An 18999-nucleotide genomic window follows, 5' to 3' on the forward strand; every position below is an offset into this window, starting at 1 on the left:
AATCAATCAGACAACATAGTCAGTTAAATTCGGTTCTTGTTTGCACAGGCGACGCCAATCCACCATTGGCATTCTGACTTCAACACCAACTTGGCCGTTTTCTTCCATCCATTCGCGTTCAATCGCCTGAAGCTGGTAGAACCGGCTACGCAGACGTCCCGCTTCGGGTGGAAGATGTAATTCATAGTGTGCGATTTCACCTGAAAGACGTTCAGTTAGCGCCTGAAATAACAGCGGAATACCTTCGCCAGTCTGTGCTGACAACCAGACTCTAACCGGACGATTATCTTCATCACGATCGATGCGGGGAATAAAATCTTCCAACATATCGATTTTATTCATCACCAATAGAGAAGGGATCTCATTGGATTCAATCTCTTCAAGAACACTGTCAACAGCGATAATATTTTCATCAAGACGGTTATCAGCTGCATCGACGACATGCAGTAATAATTTTGCCTGTCGAGTTTCCTGCAAGGTAGCTTTGAACGCAGCAACCAAATCATGGGGTAAATGACGAATAAAGCCTACGGTGTCCGCCAAGACAACAGCACCAACATCATCCACATCTATTCTGCGCAATGTCGGATCGAGAGTGGCAAAAAGCTGATCGGCAGCATAGACTTCAGCTGAGGTTATTCGATTGAATAAACTTGATTTTCCTGCATTAGTATAACCAACCAGGGAAACGGTCGGAATATCGGCTTTATTGCGTGCCTGACGCCCCTGTTCGCGCTGTTTTTCAACTTTGCCAAGGCGCCCCAAAATCTGTTTGATTTTATCACGCAACATACGGCGGTCGCTTTCCAGCTGGGTTTCCCCGGGCCCACGCAAACCGATCCCCCCTTTTTGACGTTCGAGGTGAGTCCATCCCCGTACCAGACGGGTCGACAAATGACGCAACTGTGCCAATTCGACTTGAAGTTTGCCTTCGTGTGTTCTTGCCCGCTGGGCAAAAATATCCAGAATCACACCAGTGCGATCAACGACACGGCATTGGCACAAACGTTCCAGATTACGTTCTTGAGCAGGGCTGAGAGCATGGTTAAACAACACCACATCCGCGCCGCTGTTTTTAACAGCGTCGGCGATTTCCTCTGCTTTGCCCTCTCCAACAAAATATTTCGGATGAGGTGCCTTTCGGCTTCCCGTTACAATCTGCACAGGAGAAACACTTGCGGAAGTCACCAATGATTCGAATTCATTGAGATTTTCCGTATCTTTTTCCTGTGAGAAGAAAACATGCACCAGAACGGCTAACTCTCCGCCTTCATAACGATCAAACAATGGTGCAACCTCTCAGGCTGAGTAAAAATCCATAGGAAAAACATAGGTAAAGTCTCCCTACCTATGCTTTTATTTACGTCAGGTGTGGCCACTGATTTATTCAGCGCCATCACTTTCCTGTTGTGCTGCTGGGTTAGCGCCAGCATGATAATTTCCAACGCCAGTCGTCGCATTCGGATTGCTACCGTGATGAGATACAGGACGGGAAGGCACAACAGTAGAGATGGCATGTTTATAAACCATCTGGCTGACCGTGTTTTTCAGTAAAATGACAAATTGGTCAAAAGATTCAATCTGACCCTGTAATTTGATGCCGTTAACCAAATAAATAGAAACCGGGACCCTTTCGCGCCGTAAAGCGTTCAGGAATGGATCTTGCAAAGATTGCCCCTTAGCCATTCTATATTTTCCTTATTTTGTTGTTTTTAACTAAGAACCTATTGGTTCGAAAAAGTAACTACTCAAAAAATGACGCTTTGTACTAATCAATTGTACACAATCAACGATTTATGTACTAATAGACTGCATGACTGTATTTAGTGCTTGTTTAGATTGGTCACTATCTAACCAAGTCACATTGTCCCAGCTCCTGAGCCATGTTATCTGACGCTTAGCCAACTGGCGCGTTGCACAGATACCACGATAAACCATCTCATCATGAGAAATTTCGCCAGAGAGATAAGACCACATTTGACGATAACCAACACAACGAATGGAAGGTAAATCTGTATGCAAATCGCTACGAGCATAAAGCGCTTTTACTTCATCTTCAAACCCTGATTTGATCATTTGTTCAAAACGGGCCGCAATGCGCTGATGCAAGATTTCACGGCTTGTAGGTGCGATCGCAAATTGATGAACACGATAAGGCAATATTTCTCCAGACGTTTCAGTCAATGTAGTTAGAGTTTTACCCGAAATTCGAAAAACTTCCAGTGCACGAGTAAGACGTTGAGGATCATTCGGATGAATCCTTACAGCAGCAACGGGATCAATCTCTTGTAATTGCTGATGTAATGTTTCCCACCCAAACTCCGCAGCCTCTTGCTCGATCTGCGCCCGAATTTCAGGATTAGCTGAGGGCAAAGGTGATAGTCCTTCCAGCAACGCTTTGAAATATAGCATGGTTCCACCAACGAGTAGTGGAATTCTCCCCGCAGCAGTGATATCTGCCATCTCTTTCAAGGCATCACGGCGAAAATCAGCAGCAGAGTAAGTTTCAATAGGATCGAGAATATCGATCAAACGATGAGGTGCCTGTGTTTGCTCTGCTGCGGAAGGTTTTGCTGTCCCGATATCCATTCCACGATAAATCAATGCAGAATCAACACTGATTAATTCAACCGGAAGATTCTGGCGCAAAGCGATCGATAACGCCGTTTTTCCTGAAGCCGTTGGCCCCATGATAAAAATGGCTGTCGGCAGATGTTGAGTTTTGCAATCACTCATGATTAAGACGTGCCACCACTGCTTGTAAATCAATTAACTGTAATAACCCTTCCGGCGGCGATTCCACCAGTTGAGGACAAAGACGCTCGACATCAGCCAAAAGCTGGACGGCTTGTGCGACGTTCCACGTTTCATGTTCGCTACCCACGTGACGGGAAAGCCAAATTGTCACCTGCTCAACCGAAGCCTTTGACTGTTCCCTAAGATAGCTCAACAGCTCCGGCAGGAGTTTCGGCAGGTTCTGTTGACGCAAGGGCAACGATACCGCATGAATAGTTACTTTTCCATGTGTGACTGTAGATTCAATGCCAAAAGTCTTTAATAGCTCACTATTCTGCTTCAAAGTGATCATTTCAACCTGATTGAGAGCCAGTTTCAGCGGGATCAATAATGGCTGAGATTTCAGCCCCTGTTCTCCCGGCGTTAATTGCGCCTGTTTCAGCCAGCGTTCAGCCACGGGCAGAGAAAGCAACCCAATTCCCAATAGGGATTCAGTCAAAGCATAGTAACCTGCATAGATGCTCAATACTTTTCCGAAGCTGTAACAACTTCCCAAATTGAGGCTGCCATTTTTTCCCTGTTTCGATTGCACAGATGTGACAGGAACAGGCGTTGGTCTGGTGATCGACGAACTGGAAATGGGGAAGCTGGAAGATAAGGGCATTTTTTCCGGCTTTGGCATAGCCCTTTCCGGAAGTACCGATCTTTCAGGAGGTATTGTTTTTTCAGGAAATAGTGGCCGTTTTTCTTCCGGCGCGAACTGCATCAATTTTTGGTACAGCTCCCCCTGTTTTTTCTGGTAGCCTTCGCCATGATGCGATAGTTGATGAGGTTTCTGATAAGACGGCTGCGTTTCACGGACTGAATATTGGCTTTCTCCCTGTCCCTGTTTCTTACTATTCGCTACAGTGGATGGCTCTACATTCTTACGGAGAAAATGGTTTTCGCCCGCAGATGGACGATTCTCCGGCACCCAGCTTGCCACTGGCTCCTGAGAACTCAGCCCCAATTCAGCACCTTCGCTACGCTGTTTCAATACCGCAGCCACACCTTGATAAATAAAGTCATGCACTAAACGCGCCTGATGGAAACGCACTTCATGCTTGGCCGGATGTACATTGACATCCACCTGATGCGGATCGACTCCCAGATACAAAACATACGCGGGTTGTTGTTCACCCTGAATCAAATCTTGATAGGCTTGGCGGATAGCATGATTAATCAACCGATCCCGCATCATACGCCCATTAACATAACAATATTGGATATCACTCACTGCCGTCGCATTCATGGGGTCTACAACCCAACCTTTAATGGACAGGGAATCATGCTGCCATGATAACGCCAAAGCCTGCTGCACAAACGCCGTGCCACAAATCGCGGCTAAACGCCGCTCATGTTGGGACTCTTCTTTAGCCGGACGATACTGGCGTACTAATTTTCCGTTATGGTTCAGATTGATGGCAATATCCAACCGTGCTAATGCGATCCGACGCACCACTTCATCAATGTGGCTAAATTCCGTTTTTTCTGTTCTCAGGAATTTGCGGCGGGCTGGCGTGTTATAAAACAGATCTAACACTTCAACCGTCGTTCCTACAGGATGAGCTGCGGGTTTCACAGTGACTTCCATGTCACGGCCTTCTGCATAAGATTGCCATGCTTCAGTCTGATTTTCAGGGCGAGAAGTCAATGTCAGCCGCGAAACAGAACTGATACTGGCCAGCGCCTCCCCACGAAACCCCATACTGACAATGGCTTCCAAATCATCCAATGAAGCAATTTTACTGGTGGCATGGCGCGCCAGTGCTAATGTGAGATCTTGCTGGCTAATCCCACAACCGTTATCACGAATTCGGATCAACTTTGCGCCACCACGCTCAATATCAATATCAATGCGGGTAGCACCAGCATCAAGGCTATTTTCCACCAATTCTTTCACCACGGATGCAGGGCGCTCAACCACTTCACCAGCAGCAATCTGGTTTGCCAATTGTGGGGGTAATACCTTGATAGCCATATTCGACCTTACTTACGATTTAGAGCCCATTCCAATAGGCATTGGTTACTGTGGTGCAATCTGTAATGGATTAGCCTGAAAATATTGGCGTAATCCACGATGAATGCCTTGCGCCAATTTTTCCTGATATTCATTAGAGCCCAACAATTCTTCTTCATACTGGTTACTAATAAAGCCAGTTTCCACCAAAATGGACGGAATATCCGGCGAGCGCAAGACACCGAGGCTAGCATGTTCTGGCGTACGTTTATGCAATGAACCAATTTTAATCATCTGACCCAATACCTGCATAGCAACGTCATAGCCAACCCGCTGGGAATGACCAAATTGCAAATCCAACACCGCCTGACTCAAATAAGGATCAGTACCATTAGCAAGGGCATCTCCCGCACCTCCCAATAATTCCGATTGTTTTTCATGCTGCTCCAGCCAATTTCCCAATTCACTATTTGCACGACGATTAGAAAGCACCCAGACAGAAGCTCCTCTGGCGCTGCGATTAGGGGCAGCATCTGCATGAATCGACACCAACATATTTGCCCGATGCTTGCGGGCAACCTCGGAACGTCCAGCCACGGAGATAAAGTAGTCACCATTCCGCGTTAATACGGGTTTGAACATAGGATCACTGCGCAACAAGGCTTCCAGCTTACGTGCCACACTGATAGTAACATTTTTTTCCTTTAACCCCTTTTGCCCGATGGCTCCGGGATCTTGCCCTCCATGCCCGGCATCAATGGCAACGACAATCGGCTGTATGCCTTTTCCTTGCACCGTTTTGGTTGCTTGCCTTTTCACGCCCTGATCATGAGGATTCGATGCCGCTTTAGTTTCAGGTCTCGTTTCTGACCCCGACAGTGAAGCGCTATTAGTTAGTAACTGCTTACTTTCATTTTGGGGCGTATTATCTTTGGATAGAGATGAAGAATTCACCCTGCCATTGGCTTTTAATGTCATTACCACCTGAGATTTATTTCCCGCATTTTTCACTGTGGAATTAGCCATTGCTTTATGCGCCAATTCCAACACGATTCGCTGATGATGAGCATCGGATGATTGACTAGAACGTACTACTTTCACTAAATTCTGGCCGGATAAACGCATCGGTAAACCAACGACTTTGCTTGCTTGACGAACATCCACCACCAACCGTTCAGGGGAATGCAGGGGGAAAAATCGATAATCTGGATGCCCGCCAGTGAATTCCAACGTTACTGTGGCTTCAGATGGGTTATTACTCACATGAATATTCGACAACGTAGCCGCTGAAGCTGTCATCATGGCTAATTGACTTAGCATGACAAACAGAACAAGGGCCATAATCCAATAAGCTCGCCATTTTTTGCTTATATTCACAAAAAAAGCATTCACGGAAAAGGCATTCATCATGGTCGGGTATTCCTTCATAAGGACGTCAAATTATCCAACAGACTTTCACCATATTCAGATTGCGCTACAAAACGCGCCTGCCGCCCTTCGCTGTCATAGCTCAAGTGCAGCTCAATATCGGCAGCAGGTAAAAAACCAGCGCCCTGTTGTGGCCATTCCACCAAGCAAATGGAATCCTGATAGAAATAGTCACGAATACCCATAAATTCTAGCTCTTCAGGATCAGCCAGACGGTAAAGATCGAAATGGTAGACAGGTCGGGGTTGTAAAGCATACGGTTCAACCAGAGTATAAGTCGGGCTCTTAACATGTCCCTGATGACCGAGTGCCTGTAGAAAACCACGGCTGAATGTGGTTTTTCCAGCCCCAAGATCACCATATAAATAAATAACATAGCCGCGATCGCCGGATGCTGCCACTGCATTGCCTAATGCAACGGTGGCATTTTCATTTGGAAGTGATAAAACGAGTTCTTTCATCGAAAAATATCTATTTTTATTTATTGAATTAAAGCCCAATCAAAATGGGCTTATCAGTTAAATAGCTTAACCAATAACCATAACATAACTCAGACATTATCATTTAACATCTTCTGCGCCCCAGTGACTCCACATGCCGCTTTTTTGTATTCAATCCACACTGTGTTAAGCTACGATCCCTCTTACAGCAGTAAATTGATATTCCATGGCAATCCCTCTCGATCTGAATCTTCTGGCAGCAAACATCAAGCAATGGGGTATTTCCCTTGGCTTCCAACAAGTCGGTATTTGTGACACCGATTTATCAGCAGAAGAACCTAAACTACAGGAATGGCTTGATAAGCAATACCACGGCGAAATGGACTGGATGGCACGTCATGGCATGATGCGCGCTCGTCCTCATGAACTTCTGCCCGGGACTTTGCGGGTTATCAGTGTACGCATGAATTATCTGCCAGCTAAGGCCGCTTTTGCCAGTACGCTTAACAACCCACAAATGGGTTATGTCAGCCGTTATTCGCTGGGCAGAGATTATCATAAGCTACTACGTCAACGACTAAAAAAACTTGGCGATCAGATCCAAGACTATTGCAGTGACCATGAATATCAGGGAACTCTGAATTTTCGCCCTTTTGTTGATTCTGCACCAATTATGGAGCGCCCACTAGCAGCAAAAGCGGGGCTTGGCTGGGTTGGTAAACACTCACTTATATTGAATCGGGAATCGGGTTCTTGGTTTTTCCTCGGTGAATTACTTATTAATCTTCCCCTACCGATTGATACACCCCAAGAGGAACAATGCGGGCGCTGTGTAGCCTGTATGACAACCTGTCCGACAGGTGCCATTGTTGAGCCTTACACTATTGATGCTCGACGCTGCATTTCTTATCTGACAATTGAACTGGAAGGTGTGATACCAGAAGAGTTTCGTCCACTGATGGGGAATCGAATTTATGGCTGCGATGATTGCCAACTTATTTGCCCATGGAACCGCTTTTCGCAATTAACAGATGAGACCGATTTCAGCCCTCGCGCGACACTGCACACTCCTCAATTACTTGATCTATTCAGTTGGAGTGAAGAAAAATTTCTGCGCATTACAGAAGGATCAGCAATCCGCCGTATTGGTTATTTACGTTGGCTACGTAATATTTCAGTTGCTTTGGGCAATGCTCCTTATCAGGTTGAGATCGTACTGGCGTTGGAAAAAAGAATGGATTTGAGTGATATTTTGAATGAACATATCCGCTGGGCAATCGAGCAACAAATAACTCGCCGCAATGCTAATTCAATCGAAGTTCAAACTTCACAACAAAAACGATTAATCCGGGCAATAACCAAAGGATTACCCCGAGACGCTTAATAATCAACCACTCTAATTTTTTGTTAAAAAAGCCGTCTGTTTCCTTGTGAATAAAATAAAAATGCTTTGTTGATCAACGAACAAAACAAGGTTAAATCTTGAACGGTGTATTTTTACATGAGGTTAATTATTTTAACTAATCAATAAGTTAAAGATGATCAATTGATTCGAAAAACAAATCAATAAATTTAAGTATGGCACAGCTCCCTGTGGATAACTCTGTGTAATATGTAGAGCGCCACTAGGTGGCTCAATATGACAGTAATCTTAAAAATTGTGGATAAAAAACAAGAATTGAATTTTAGTAGAAAACATCTTAAATCAGCAGCTAAATAAAAAAATACCCACTTATTCTCAACACTAGTGGAGAAATTTTCCTCCACCTCTTCAAAAATGAGGCGGCATTATGGACCTGTTGAGACAGGATAGCAAGTGCTTTATTGACAATTCCTTGCTGGGGATAAATCCACTTGAAAAAAGTGCCAACGTCTTCCCCGTTGGCACTTTTCCCCTATCGATAAAACGATAAGGTAAGACTAGGACACTTTTATATTCTCAACTAATTCCCTTGAAAATTGCCAATCATACCGATCATAGAAGCGGTTAAGCGTGACAATAGAAGATCCTGAATAAAACATTTCATACTGCAAATGCCTTGACGCAAATTCGGAACCAACCGAATCCCAAACGAGTTTCATAAGACGAACTTTTTCCACAGGGGAAAGAACAGAGGAGTATTGCGTTTTCTCAATCACACTTAAGATCTCATCATTCAATAAATCCTCTTCACTGGATGGCAGCATAATGACACCTCCCCCAGCCAAACGCCGTATCGTATCCATTATTTTTGGGTAAATAGACTGCGCAATAATCTGACAAGTATAGAGCAGAGTTTGATCAGGAATATAAAATCCATTATGCACATTTGGATTATGGATCAAGCTTCTAAAAAGCCCTTCAATATTCATTGCGTAACAAGCAAGTTCTGCAAGCGATTCTCTTACAGCAGGATATTTATCAACTCCATTTGCTTCGGTCATGGCTTGCGCCAACCCAGCAAGAAAATGCAATTTCACTGCGTAGCGAGCCATACTCTGAGTATCCATCAGAGCTTCAGCGCCAGTTGAATGAAATTGTCTGCGGCACATTTCTATATTTTCAAAAAGAAACACCCGTTCCCAAGGAACAAATACATCATCAAAATAGAGAACTGCGTCATTCTCATCAAATTGACACGACAACGGATAATCTTTGTGATTTACATCTATGGCATAAGAACGCCGCGAAATAATTTTGATACCTTCAGCACTAAGTGGCATTGCAAAAGATAAAGCATAACGCTCATCAGCACCCGGTTTTAGAGGATTATGCACCCCAACTAAAACTTCATCAGCCAATGGTGCTCCTGTGGCGAGCATTTTCGCCCCTCTGACCGTAATTCCCTGTGCATTCTTTCCAATCACCCCCAATGTGTGATAACGGTTTTTCGTGTGTTCACTTGGACTCTTTGAGCGATCTCCCTGTGGATTCACTAGCGCATAAGTCAGGTAGAGATCTTTCTCGCTCACATAATGAAAATAATTTCTCAGGGCATCCGCACGTTCTTGCGAATAGGCTTCAAACACTTCAATGTGAGTCATCATTCCAACTAAAGCGGATGAAACATGATCAGGACTTCGGCCTAACCAACCTGCCCCCAACCTAGCCCAATCATAAGAAGCCAAACCTCTTTCTATTAGTTTCTGGCTTGTTGTAGGAAACATCCAATGCTTCCCGATTCGATTACCTGAAGCAGTCATAAACGTCATTTTATCAAAATGCGTGCTCTGATAATCATATAAGACTGCAATCGATCTAATCGCATTTTTAAATGCAGGATGATCTACATGATGAGTGATTTTTTCTCCATTGATAAAAATAGTGCGTCCATCGCGAAGCTTCTCAATATATTGCTCTCCAGTTCTTATCATCTTTTCTAAACTCCTATCCGCTCATACGGCTTGTTTTAAAGATCAAGAAAAGAAATTTTTCTATTCAGCAATGAACGCCCAACATACAAAGATAATTGTTCCTTCTGAGATCCAATATGACCACGGTACATTTGTGCATCATTAAAATATTGCAGAAGACGAGATCCTTTTAATGCTGCTGATGTCCCCGCATTTCGAAAGAGAGTCTCAATACTTTCACTGGCTAAACGACCCGCCTGCTGTAGCTGTCCCCATAAACGTAAGTTTTCATCTACTGTTATAGGCAAACGATGCCGCTCCCAACGTTGGCACAATAAAGCATACTTATCTAATACATTAAATAAGATAGCTTCAGCTGAATCAGAAAGTAATGTTGCCAAACCTAATGTCTGAACGAATACCATTTCATTGGTATCACCCGGTTTTTCATATTTTCTGAACTCCTCAAGTGCCGCTTTACTCGCACCAATAATAGGAACAAGCAAATTAGCGTGATAGGGAGCCATCAAATAACCTAAATACATAGGATTACGATGTATCCTTGTTCCTTCCGTACCATTATCAACATTTTGATCCGCATAAAATGCACGAAAAGGAACTGTCATTCTCTCCGGTACAAACACCGAATCCAGACGAACACTATTAGAGCCACTCGCCCACATACCTAATGCTCTGTATTCTCCCCAATCATTTAATATTTCAAAATCTCGTCTGGGAATAATACAGTTTATAGAATACGGATTAGATTGTTTCGAATCACAAATAACATTGAGAATGACATGGGTTGAATAAGTAATGCCACTACAGTAAGAAAAAAACCCATCGATAATATATCCTTGATCCACCTTTTTACACGTTCCAGCAGGAAATGCCTTATGTGCCGCAATAAACTGTTGGTTGTCATTAAAAAGCTCATCTTGGACATATTCAGGCCAATGTGACGCAAGTAAGAAAACGTGTGAAGCAGCTAAAGTCAGATTCCAGCCCAGAGAAGGATGCCCTTCTGATATCGCCAACATGACTCGATAATATTCAGCAAGAGAAAATTCAAAACCACCATATCTCTTAGGTTGCAATAAACGGTAAAATCCCTGTTTTAAAAATAATTCATGCAATTCCTGAGAATAAGTCCCTAATTTATTGTGTTCGTCTTGTTTTTCTCTGAGCAAAGTCCGCATATTCAATGCTATTTGATGAAAATGGGAAGCTGACTCCACTATTTCGCCACAGACTTCTCCTAATGCAACATACATCGTACTTTGCATTTTTTATTCCTCTTCAACGTTCAATTTCCCTGAATCGAGCGGTAAATTGTCTTAATATTAGGGGTTCATACTCAAATTCTAACGGTTTTAGTGTGTCGGCTTTTTCAATAACGTCAATCAGTGACTTAGCAACATAACTCATATGATTATCTGTATAAGTTCGACGTGGGATAGTTAATCTCATTAATTCAAATAATGAAGGTTCCTGCTGCCCAGTAATGGGATTTCTTCCCATCATCAATGAACCTATTTCTGTTGCCCGCACTCCGCTTTCTAAATACAACGCATTACAAAGAACCTGAGCAGGGAAATTTTCCGGCTTTATATCAGGAAATATTTTACGTGCATCAACAAATACAGCATGTCCCCCAACAGGAGTTTGAATAGGAATACCTGCTTGTTGTAATTTATGCCCCAAATATTCAACTTGAGCGATCCGGCTACGTAAATGATCCTCATCCAGAGCTTCTCGCAACCCTATCGCCATCGCAGACATATCCCGACCCGCCAGTCCCCCGTATGTCACGAATCCTTCCATCGGAACACACCTTAGTTGTACCTGTCTGAACCAAGATTCATTATAACGAAAACAACATAAACCACCAATATTTACCATACCGTCTTTCTTTGCAGACATGGTAAATATATCTGCTTCATTGAATATTTCTTTAACTATCTGAGAAATTGTTTCATTAAAAAATGAACTTTCTCTTTGTTTAATGAAATAAGCATTTTCAGCGAAACGAGCAGCATCAATGATAACAGGAATACCTGCATCTCGGGCCATTTTTGCAGCGAGTCGAATATTTTCCATCGAAACTGGCTGTCCCCCTACACTATTACATGTAATAGTAATAACAATGGCGACAATGTTTTTTTGGTTATTTTTAATTTCATTTTCAAGTTCATTTAAATCAAAATTACCTTTCCAATCATCAGAAACATCTGTTTGTAAAGAAGAAGGACAAATTAAATTCTTAGCCCTAGCACCGGCTATCTCCACATGCGCTTTTGTCGTATCAAAATGGTGATTAGATAAAAACACAGGTTCAGATGCGCCTTTTTCTTTTGCCAATTCTACAAGGAATGGAAATAATATTTGTTCTGCTCCTCGCCCTTGATGTACTGGAATTGTGTATTGAAAACCAAATAAATCTTTTACGGTCTGTGACAACTGATAATAGCTTCTGCTACCTGCATAAGATTCATCACCTAAAAACATGCCAGCCCATTGCCGATCACTCATAGCCCCTGTGCCGCTATCAGTAAGTAGATCAATAAATACTTCTTCTGACTTTAACATAAATGGATTTAACCCGGCTTCCATCAATGCTTTTTGACGTTGGGCTCTGGTTGTCATTCTTATTGGTTCAACCATTTTAATACGCCAAGGTTCTGGTTCAGATCTAGACATAGCCATTTTCCTCTAGATGTCATTATTGTTATGGGATGCTATTCTATTGATACTATAAATATGATTTCAGCACCGAGACTTGCTCATCACTGAGATTGATTTTTTTATTTTTTTCCAAAAATTGCTTTATGACAGATAAACCTCGTTCGCCATACTTATGAAGATACTCATTGACATATTCTGTGGAATTTGAAAGAAATGCTATATCAAATTCCAACATTTCTCTGACAACCAATAATGGGATAGGCGAATGTAACGGTTGAAAATGAGAATTCCGTAACCCTATTTTTTGGCAAGAGCTAAAAAACTCGCCCAACATTAATCCCTCATGTAAAAATATTGGTTTCATTTCATGATGCAAACGAGCAATTTCTTCTTCAGGATAAATATCATCCCACACACTAACAATCGTCTTAAATTGTTTCTCTTCTCCATGCTGAGGCTCCAGCTCATGAAATAAATGAGAAAGATGAATAATATCTTTTTTTATTTCTTCCTCTGTCCGTCCTTTAGTTTTTATTTCTGTAAGCCAAAAAGTTTCTTTTTTCATAGAAATAGGTGAATAAGGACAAACAACACCCGACCTTCCTAAATTAGGATGTGGATTACATAAATAATCCATACACCACTGGACTATTGTCTTCAATGAGTCTGAACTTAATTCATTAGATGATAATACCTCTGATATCGGAACAATTTTTGGATAACTAGATGATTGATTTAATACTGGAGTCAAATTAGTCGTCATGGTAAATCCTCCAAGCTAAATTATTATCAGTCTATATATTTTTTAATTAGGATTGACCATTACTCGTTCATTTCTCAAAGTGAAAAAACATATCACAGTAGCTAATAATGTTATTCCCATCAAGGTATAGGTCAATATACTAAACGCCCCGCTATAAATGGTCATCAATTCTTGCTCCGATAAGATAACAAATAAACCTTTGGCACTTTCAAAATTACCTGTTGTCAGATTATTCGCTGCCTCCGAGATCACACTCGACGATTGTTGAGAAACCTGTCGCAAATCCATATGCAAAAGCGAATTCAGCATAGCTAATGCTCCCGCTACACAGATAGCTTCACCACAAGCCCGCATGGTGGTAAAGATACCCGTCGCCATACCGGCTCGTTCAATCGGAACAACGCGGATTGAAAGATCATCCATTAATCCCCAAGGGAAGCCGGTTCCAACACCAATCAGCAACAATGGGATCATTAACGTTGTCGGCGCGGTTCCAACAGGCATATTTGAAAGCCATGCCAACCCAATGGCTGCACACAATAAGCCCATACAAGAAAGTATTGGTGATGAAATCCAACGGGTCAGTAATGCCGCCAGGAAAGGAATAAAAAGCATTGGAGCTGACAGTGCAATCATCATCTCTCCCGCTTCAATTGCGCTGTAACCTTCAATACCAATCAGGCGGATCGGGAACAATATCAGTAAAACAATAAAACAGACTGCAGTTGCCAGTGGTAAAAATTGCACTCCAATAAATTTTTTGAACCTAAAAAGGGAAATATCCAACATTGGACGACTATGAGTCAGCTCACAGGTAATGAAAACAGCCAACATCAATACGGCTGAACCAAGAAGTAAGATGACTGGGAGGCTGCTTATGCCGCTCTGTGGGATCTGCATGATGCCGAATGTCAGTAGGACTAAAAATGCCGTAAAACTGAACAAGCCTTTAATATCGAGTTTAGCCGCATCAGGATCTCGTGATTCGCGCATGTGCAAACCACCAATTATCAATGCGATACCACCGAACACGGCCCCCAATAGAAAGACCGAACGCCAGCCTAACGTCTCGACTAAAGCACCTGATATCACGGGGCCAAATGCCAGTCCAACACCAAAAGCCGTTCCCAATAAGCCGAATGCTTTTGTTCTCCCTCTACCTTCAAATTCTTGAGCCAAGGAAGCATTTCCCCCCGCCATCGTTAAAGCCGCAAAAAAACCTTGAATACCACGGACTAAATCAAGAAAAATCACATCATTGGCTACACTAACGATGAGAGAGAATAGCGTGAATCCAGCTATGCCAATCACAAACATCTTCTTACGTCCATACTGATCAGCCAACGCTCCTGCAGCCATCACGATACTACCAAAACTTAACGCAAACGCATTGATGACCCAAGATAACGCAATCCCACTGCCTCCCAACTCAGCTTGGATCGCGGGTAAAGCCACTGCCGGGCCAGTATATTCCAAAGGCAAAATCAGCCCCGCCATACAAACCGCTATTAAAACCCAATAGCGCCCCCATGACTTTTTCTCCATCATCTGCATGCTATGTTCTCCACAATGTCTCTCAAGAAACACTTCTAGATAGTTTGATTTTACTTATGTAAAATCAGCAATAATATTGCTATATACTCAAATATAAATTGTGGAAATAGCATGAATCACGATCTGACACTCTGGCAGCTCTTTATTCGTATTGTCGAAAGAGGTAGCCTGACAAAAGCGGCAAAAGACTTACGATTGGATCCCTCGGTTGCCAGTCGGCGTTTGGCTGCCCTTGAGCATCAACTCAAAGTTCAGCTAATCAATCGTTCAACGAGAAAACTTAGTCTGACAGCAGCCGGAGCCTTGGCATATGAACAGATGCGCCCGTTATTGGATGAAATGAATGGCATATTGGGTGATATCAGCAATAATTCATTGACTGGAAAAATCAAAATTACTGCTCCTGTAAATTTTGGAGAACACTACGTCACACAATGGCTGACTCTTTTTCAACATCAACACCCTGATATCACATTTGACTTAATTCTTTCGGACAAATGCTTAGAACTCCGGCAAGAAGGAATTGACCTTGCCATTCGTATCGGAGAGTTACCCGCATCAGCTCTTATTGCCAAAAAGTTGGGCAACATGTCTGGTGTATTATGTGCCAGCCCTGAATATTTAGTGAAATATGGAACACCAGAGCATCCACAAGATTTAATGAATCACAAATCGATCATTTATTCACTGCATCAAAATCCCCATCCGACACGTTTACAACTATCCCGAAATAGCCTAAAAGAGCAGGTCGAGTTATCCGGAAATTTCTACCTGAATAATGTGGGAGCGATTTACCATGCGGTGTGTAACGGTGCTGGTATTCATGCGGGCCCAACATGGTTATTCAATGAAGCCATTTACAATGGAGCATTAGTTAGATTACTGCCCGATTGGGATCTACCGACACTGCCTGTTCACCTTCTAAGAATACAGAGCCGTTACATCCCCAGCCGGGTATCCGCATTGAGTGATTGGATTGTCAGATGTTGGCAGGATATTGAATGATTACACAACTGAGCGCATTCTCATGTGGGACGGTGATTAACCTTATGTTTTGATTATCACATTTACAAAGCGATGATTGAGATATAAGGTTAATCGTGAAAAAACATAGTACAGGTATAGGGTGAAAGTTAACGGATTCTTTCGCTAAAATCCTTTGATCTTATCAACCAATTCTTTCGATGATCCCCAATCGTATTGCTTGTAAAGCTGCCCCAACGTCTGATAAGAAGCCCCGGCATAGAACAATTCATATTGATGATGCCTTGAAGCAAATTCCGATCCCACAGCATCCCATACCAACTTCATCAACCGAACTCTTTCGACAGGAGAAGCAACAGAGGAATACTGTGTTTTCTCAATGATGCTCAGGATTTCGTCATTTTCTAAATCCGCCTCACTTGATGGCAGCATCAAAATACCTCCGCCTGCCAATTTTCTTATCGTCTCTAAAACCTTTGGATAGATTGACTGCGAGATAACCCGATAAGTACAAAGTTGGGTTTTATCAGGTATATACCATCCGTTATAAACTTTTGGGCAATGGAGCACACTATTAAACAGCCCCTCAATATTCATCGCATAGCAAGCTAACTGAGCAAGTGATTCTTTCACTGCCGGATACTGGCAAACTCCATTTGTTTCAGTCATAACCTGAGCCAAGCCAGCCAAAAAGTGTAATTTCACCGCGTAACGAGCTAGACTTTGAACATCCATCATAACTTCTGTCGCAGTGGATTCCATCTGCTTAAAGCACATCTCAATGTCTTCAAAGATAAACACCCGCTCCCAAGGAACGAGAACATCATCAAAATAGAGCATTGAGTCATTTTCATCAAACTGGGATGACAGTGGATAATCCTTTGAATTAGCTCCTAATTCGTAAGAGCGCCTTGAAATGATTTTGATGCCTTTCGTGCTAAGTGGCATAGCGAAAGAGAGTGCATACCGTTCATCAACGCCCTGTTGAAGCGGCTTATATGAACCGACCAAAACTTCATCGGCCAATGCGGCCCCCGTAGATAACATTTTTGCTCCTCTGACAATAATGCCCTTCGCATTTTTTTCCACCACACCCAAAGTGTGATAGATATTTTTCGTATGCTCACCGGGTGTTTTTGAGCGGTCACCTTGCGGGTTAATCAATGCATAAGTCAGATAGAGATCTTTTTCACTCACATAAGCAAAGTAATTTCGTAACGCATCAGCTCGTTCTTGCGAGTAAGATTCAAATAAATCAATATGCGTTATCATGCCAACCAGCGCCGAGGCAACATAATCAGGGCTTCTTCCCAGCCAACCGACTGTCTGTTTAGCCCATTCATATGACATATGACCACGTGCAATCAGCTTTTCAGGCGTAGAGGGCAACTGCCAATACAGGCTCTTTTGCTCTCCGGCTTCTGTCCTAAAAGCCATTTCTTCGGCATGTTCAACTTTATAATCATATAGCTTTGCAACAGACCTGATAGCATTCCTGAACGCAGGATGATCTACATGATTAGTAACCTTTTCTCCGTTAATAAAAATGGTTCGTCCGTCACGTAGATCATCCAGATATCTTTCTCCGGTTCTTATCATCTTTTCTACACTCCTATCGCTAACAACGATTGGGGGACATAACCTTCTCAGAGCAACAAAAAATTACTTTTCAATACACTGAGGTATATTCTTGTGGTTCCGTCAGAAAAGCGATATCAAATTCCAGCATCATCGTGATAGCCAATGATAAGTAGTTAAGTATCAGAAATATTAATTTAATGCGTACGTAGTCATAATTAGCTATAAATAAAAAATTAATTCTCATCTCGCGATATCAGAATTAAAGCTCATGCGAGCATTTCTCAGCATCAAAAAACAAGCGGCAACAGTTAATAAAATAATTACACCCGCCACAACCGCAACACTAAATCCACCTCCGACGCCATACACATCAACTATCTGTCCAGATACTGACGCACCTATCGCACTCCCCGTATTCAAACCCGATAATAACCAAGTCAGCCCTTCTGTAAGCTTACTTTCTGGTACTATTTGCTCAATCAATGCCATCGCTACAATCATGGTCGGAGCAAAAAAGATCCCTGCAATCAATACGGCAGCAGAGAGTTCTGGGATATTACCGACAATAAGTAACGGCAGAGTGGTAGCTGCGGTGGCTAAACCGCCGAAAAACAGAAGACGAGGCAAAGGGACAGAAAACTTCAGAGCACCAAACACCAATCCGGCAATACATGAACCTATCGCATAAGCAGACAGAACAAAACTAGCAGCAGCAGGTTGGCCTTGTCGTTCAGCAAATGCCACACTCACTATATCAACCGTACCAACAACGACTCCCATTGCAACCAGTAATAACGTGAGAATGATGACTTTACTATCGCGCAATACTGAACCACCGCGCTTAGCGATCGCTGCTTCTTGAACGACGGGTTCTGTTTGTCGCTGTCCGACAAATGTGAATACCCCAATCGCGAGTATGGTTGCCGATGCAATTAAAGCAGCCTGAGGAAACATTCCTACGCTCAAACCAACTGATATAGGAGGGCCGACTATAAACGAAATTTCATCCATCACTGTTTCAAGAGAATAAGCTGTCTGCAATTCAGGTTTGCCACGATAGATCGCCGTCCAACGAGCACGCGTCATAGCCGACATACTAGGCATAAAGCCAGCCAATATAGCAAAAATGAAAAACGTCCAGTCTGGCGTTTTCAAATAGGTACAACCAACAAGAGCAATAAGCCCAATCACACTGATAATGGCGGTTATTGGCAGTATCCTGCCTTGCCCTTTACGATCCACCAGACGAGATACCTGAGGAGCAATAATTGCATAGGTGAAAACAAAAGTGGCGGCAACAGCACCCGCTAACCCATAACTACCGCGAAGTTGAGACAGCATGATGATGATACCTATCCCGATCATGGGAAGAGGTAACCGCCCCAAAAAACCAGCAAGCGTAAAACCAATAGTGCCGCGTACCCTGAAAAGATCACGATAAAGATTTGCCATAAAGCCTCCGACCATTGATGCGAATTAAGCACAAAATCAAGACT

General features: G+C 42.8%; 15 protein-coding genes. 2 read left to right on the plus strand and 13 right to left on the minus strand.

Annotation, left to right across the window (positions count from 1 at the left end):
* Positions 1-6: 6 nt before the first annotated feature.
* The 6 genes from hflX to tsaE form a co-directional block, all read right to left on the minus strand.
* Entirely contained in the window at positions 7-1287 is a 1281-nt protein-coding gene (gene hflX, locus Xhom_RS02340) for a ribosome rescue GTPase HflX (protein WP_069317237.1), read from the minus strand.
* Between the two features lie 96 nt (positions 1288-1383).
* Positions 1384-1686 carry an RNA chaperone Hfq gene (hfq, locus tag Xhom_RS02345; protein WP_069317238.1) on the minus strand — a complete coding sequence of 101 codons (303 nt, stop codon included), beginning with the start codon at positions 1684-1686 and terminating at the stop codon, positions 1384-1386.
* Positions 1687-1794: 108 nt separating this feature from the next.
* Entirely contained in the window at positions 1795-2736 is a 942-nt protein-coding gene (miaA, locus tag Xhom_RS02350; protein WP_069317239.1) for a tRNA (adenosine(37)-N6)-dimethylallyltransferase MiaA, read from the minus strand.
* On the minus strand, positions 2729-4756 hold the full coding sequence (gene mutL / locus Xhom_RS02355; RefSeq protein WP_069317240.1) for a DNA mismatch repair endonuclease MutL: 2028 nt from the start codon (positions 4754-4756) through the stop codon (positions 2729-2731). Before mutL ends, miaA begins: the two co-directional genes overlap by 8 nt.
* 45 nt (positions 4757-4801) lie before the next feature.
* The gene (amiB, locus tag Xhom_RS02360) at positions 4802-6145 is read right to left on the minus strand and encodes an N-acetylmuramoyl-L-alanine amidase AmiB (protein WP_069317241.1); all 1344 of its coding nucleotides are present in this window, start codon (positions 6143-6145) and stop codon (positions 4802-4804) included.
* A gap of 14 nt (positions 6146-6159) precedes the next feature.
* Entirely contained in the window at positions 6160-6624 is a 465-nt protein-coding gene (gene tsaE / locus Xhom_RS02365; RefSeq protein WP_069317242.1) for a tRNA (adenosine(37)-N6)-threonylcarbamoyltransferase complex ATPase subunit type 1 TsaE, read from the minus strand.
* A gap of 205 nt (positions 6625-6829) precedes the next feature.
* On the opposite strand from tsaE, the gene queG reads away from it, so the two are divergent.
* The gene (gene queG / locus Xhom_RS02370) at positions 6830-7987 is read left to right on the plus strand and encodes a tRNA epoxyqueuosine(34) reductase QueG (RefSeq protein WP_069317243.1); all 1158 of its coding nucleotides are present in this window, start codon (positions 6830-6832) and stop codon (positions 7985-7987) included.
* 536 nt (positions 7988-8523) lie between these two features.
* Here queG and Xhom_RS02375 read toward each other — a convergent pair.
* The 5 genes from Xhom_RS02375 to Xhom_RS02395 are packed head-to-tail and all read right to left on the minus strand — an operon-like array spanning position 8524 to position 14938.
* Positions 8524-9957 carry a 4-hydroxyphenylacetate 3-hydroxylase family protein gene (locus tag Xhom_RS02375; RefSeq protein ID WP_069317244.1) on the minus strand — a complete coding sequence of 478 codons (1434 nt, stop codon included), beginning with the start codon at positions 9955-9957 and terminating at the stop codon, positions 8524-8526.
* A 35-nt stretch (positions 9958-9992) separates the two neighbouring features.
* Positions 9993-11222, minus strand: a complete 1230-nt coding sequence (locus Xhom_RS02380) for an acyl-CoA dehydrogenase family protein (protein WP_069317245.1) — start codon at positions 11220-11222, stop codon at positions 9993-9995.
* Between the two features lie 13 nt (positions 11223-11235).
* Positions 11236-12636, minus strand: coding sequence for a tryptophanase (locus Xhom_RS02385; RefSeq protein WP_069317246.1), 1401 nt, complete (start codon positions 12634-12636; stop codon positions 11236-11238).
* 52 nt (positions 12637-12688) lie between these two features.
* Positions 12689-13384: a DUF6875 domain-containing protein gene (locus Xhom_RS02390; protein WP_069317247.1), complete on the minus strand. Its 696-nt coding sequence runs from the start codon at positions 13382-13384 to the stop codon at positions 12689-12691.
* 42 nt (positions 13385-13426) lie between these two features.
* Positions 13427-14938 carry an MFS transporter gene (locus Xhom_RS02395; RefSeq protein WP_232326137.1) on the minus strand — a complete coding sequence of 504 codons (1512 nt, stop codon included), beginning with the start codon at positions 14936-14938 and terminating at the stop codon, positions 13427-13429.
* Positions 14939-15049: 111 nt separating this feature from the next.
* Here Xhom_RS02395 and Xhom_RS02400 point away from each other — a divergent pair, with 111 nt between their 5' ends.
* A complete protein-coding gene (locus Xhom_RS02400; RefSeq protein WP_069317248.1) occupies positions 15050-15943 on the plus strand; it encodes a LysR family transcriptional regulator in 894 nt (297 codons plus the stop codon).
* A gap of 144 nt (positions 15944-16087) precedes the next feature.
* Here Xhom_RS02400 and Xhom_RS02405 read toward each other — a convergent pair whose 3' ends face one another.
* Positions 16088-17521, minus strand: coding sequence for a 4-hydroxyphenylacetate 3-hydroxylase family protein (locus Xhom_RS02405; protein WP_069317249.1), 1434 nt, complete (start codon positions 17519-17521; stop codon positions 16088-16090).
* 222 nt (positions 17522-17743) lie between these two features.
* Positions 17744-18955: an MFS transporter gene (locus Xhom_RS02410; RefSeq protein ID WP_069317250.1), complete on the minus strand. Its 1212-nt coding sequence runs from the start codon at positions 18953-18955 to the stop codon at positions 17744-17746.
* Positions 18956-18999 lie beyond the last annotated feature (44 nt).

The sequence above is a fragment of the Xenorhabdus hominickii genome, assembly GCF_002632725.1.
GTDB lineage: Bacteria > Pseudomonadota > Gammaproteobacteria > Enterobacterales > Enterobacteriaceae > Xenorhabdus > Xenorhabdus hominickii.

What these genes read in the sequence shown, in the direction of transcription:
- miaA (WP_069317239.1), bottom strand. Translation starts at nt 2,736, where the DNA reads ATGAGTGATTGCAAAACTCAACATCTGCCGACAGCCATTTTTATCATG.
- Xhom_RS02395 (WP_232326137.1), bottom strand. Translation starts at nt 14,938, where the DNA reads ATGCAGATGATGGAGAAAAAGTCATGGGGGCGCTATTGGGTTTTAATA.
- Xhom_RS02375 (WP_069317244.1), bottom strand. Translation starts at nt 9,957, where the DNA reads ATGATAAGAACTGGAGAGCAATATATTGAGAAGCTTCGCGATGGACGC.
- Xhom_RS02405 (WP_069317249.1), bottom strand. Translation starts at nt 17,521, where the DNA reads ATGATAAGAACCGGAGAAAGATATCTGGATGATCTACGTGACGGACGA.
- Xhom_RS02380 (WP_069317245.1), bottom strand. Translation starts at nt 11,222, where the DNA reads ATGCAAAGTACGATGTATGTTGCATTAGGAGAAGTCTGTGGCGAAATA.
- Xhom_RS02390 (WP_069317247.1), bottom strand. Translation starts at nt 13,384, where the DNA reads ATGACGACTAATTTGACTCCAGTATTAAATCAATCATCTAGTTATCCA.
- Xhom_RS02410 (WP_069317250.1), bottom strand. Translation starts at nt 18,955, where the DNA reads ATGGCAAATCTTTATCGTGATCTTTTCAGGGTACGCGGCACTATTGGT.
- tsaE (WP_069317242.1), bottom strand. Translation starts at nt 6,624, where the DNA reads ATGAAAGAACTCGTTTTATCACTTCCAAATGAAAATGCCACCGTTGCA.
- Xhom_RS02400 (WP_069317248.1), top strand. Translation starts at nt 15,050, where the DNA reads ATGAATCACGATCTGACACTCTGGCAGCTCTTTATTCGTATTGTCGAA.
- queG (WP_069317243.1), top strand. Translation starts at nt 6,830, where the DNA reads ATGGCAATCCCTCTCGATCTGAATCTTCTGGCAGCAAACATCAAGCAA.
- hfq (WP_069317238.1), bottom strand. Translation starts at nt 1,686, where the DNA reads ATGGCTAAGGGGCAATCTTTGCAAGATCCATTCCTGAACGCTTTACGG.
- mutL (WP_069317240.1), bottom strand. Translation starts at nt 4,756, where the DNA reads ATGGCTATCAAGGTATTACCCCCACAATTGGCAAACCAGATTGCTGCT.
- amiB (WP_069317241.1), bottom strand. Translation starts at nt 6,145, where the DNA reads ATGATGAATGCCTTTTCCGTGAATGCTTTTTTTGTGAATATAAGCAAA.
- Xhom_RS02385 (WP_069317246.1), bottom strand. Translation starts at nt 12,636, where the DNA reads ATGTCTAGATCTGAACCAGAACCTTGGCGTATTAAAATGGTTGAACCA.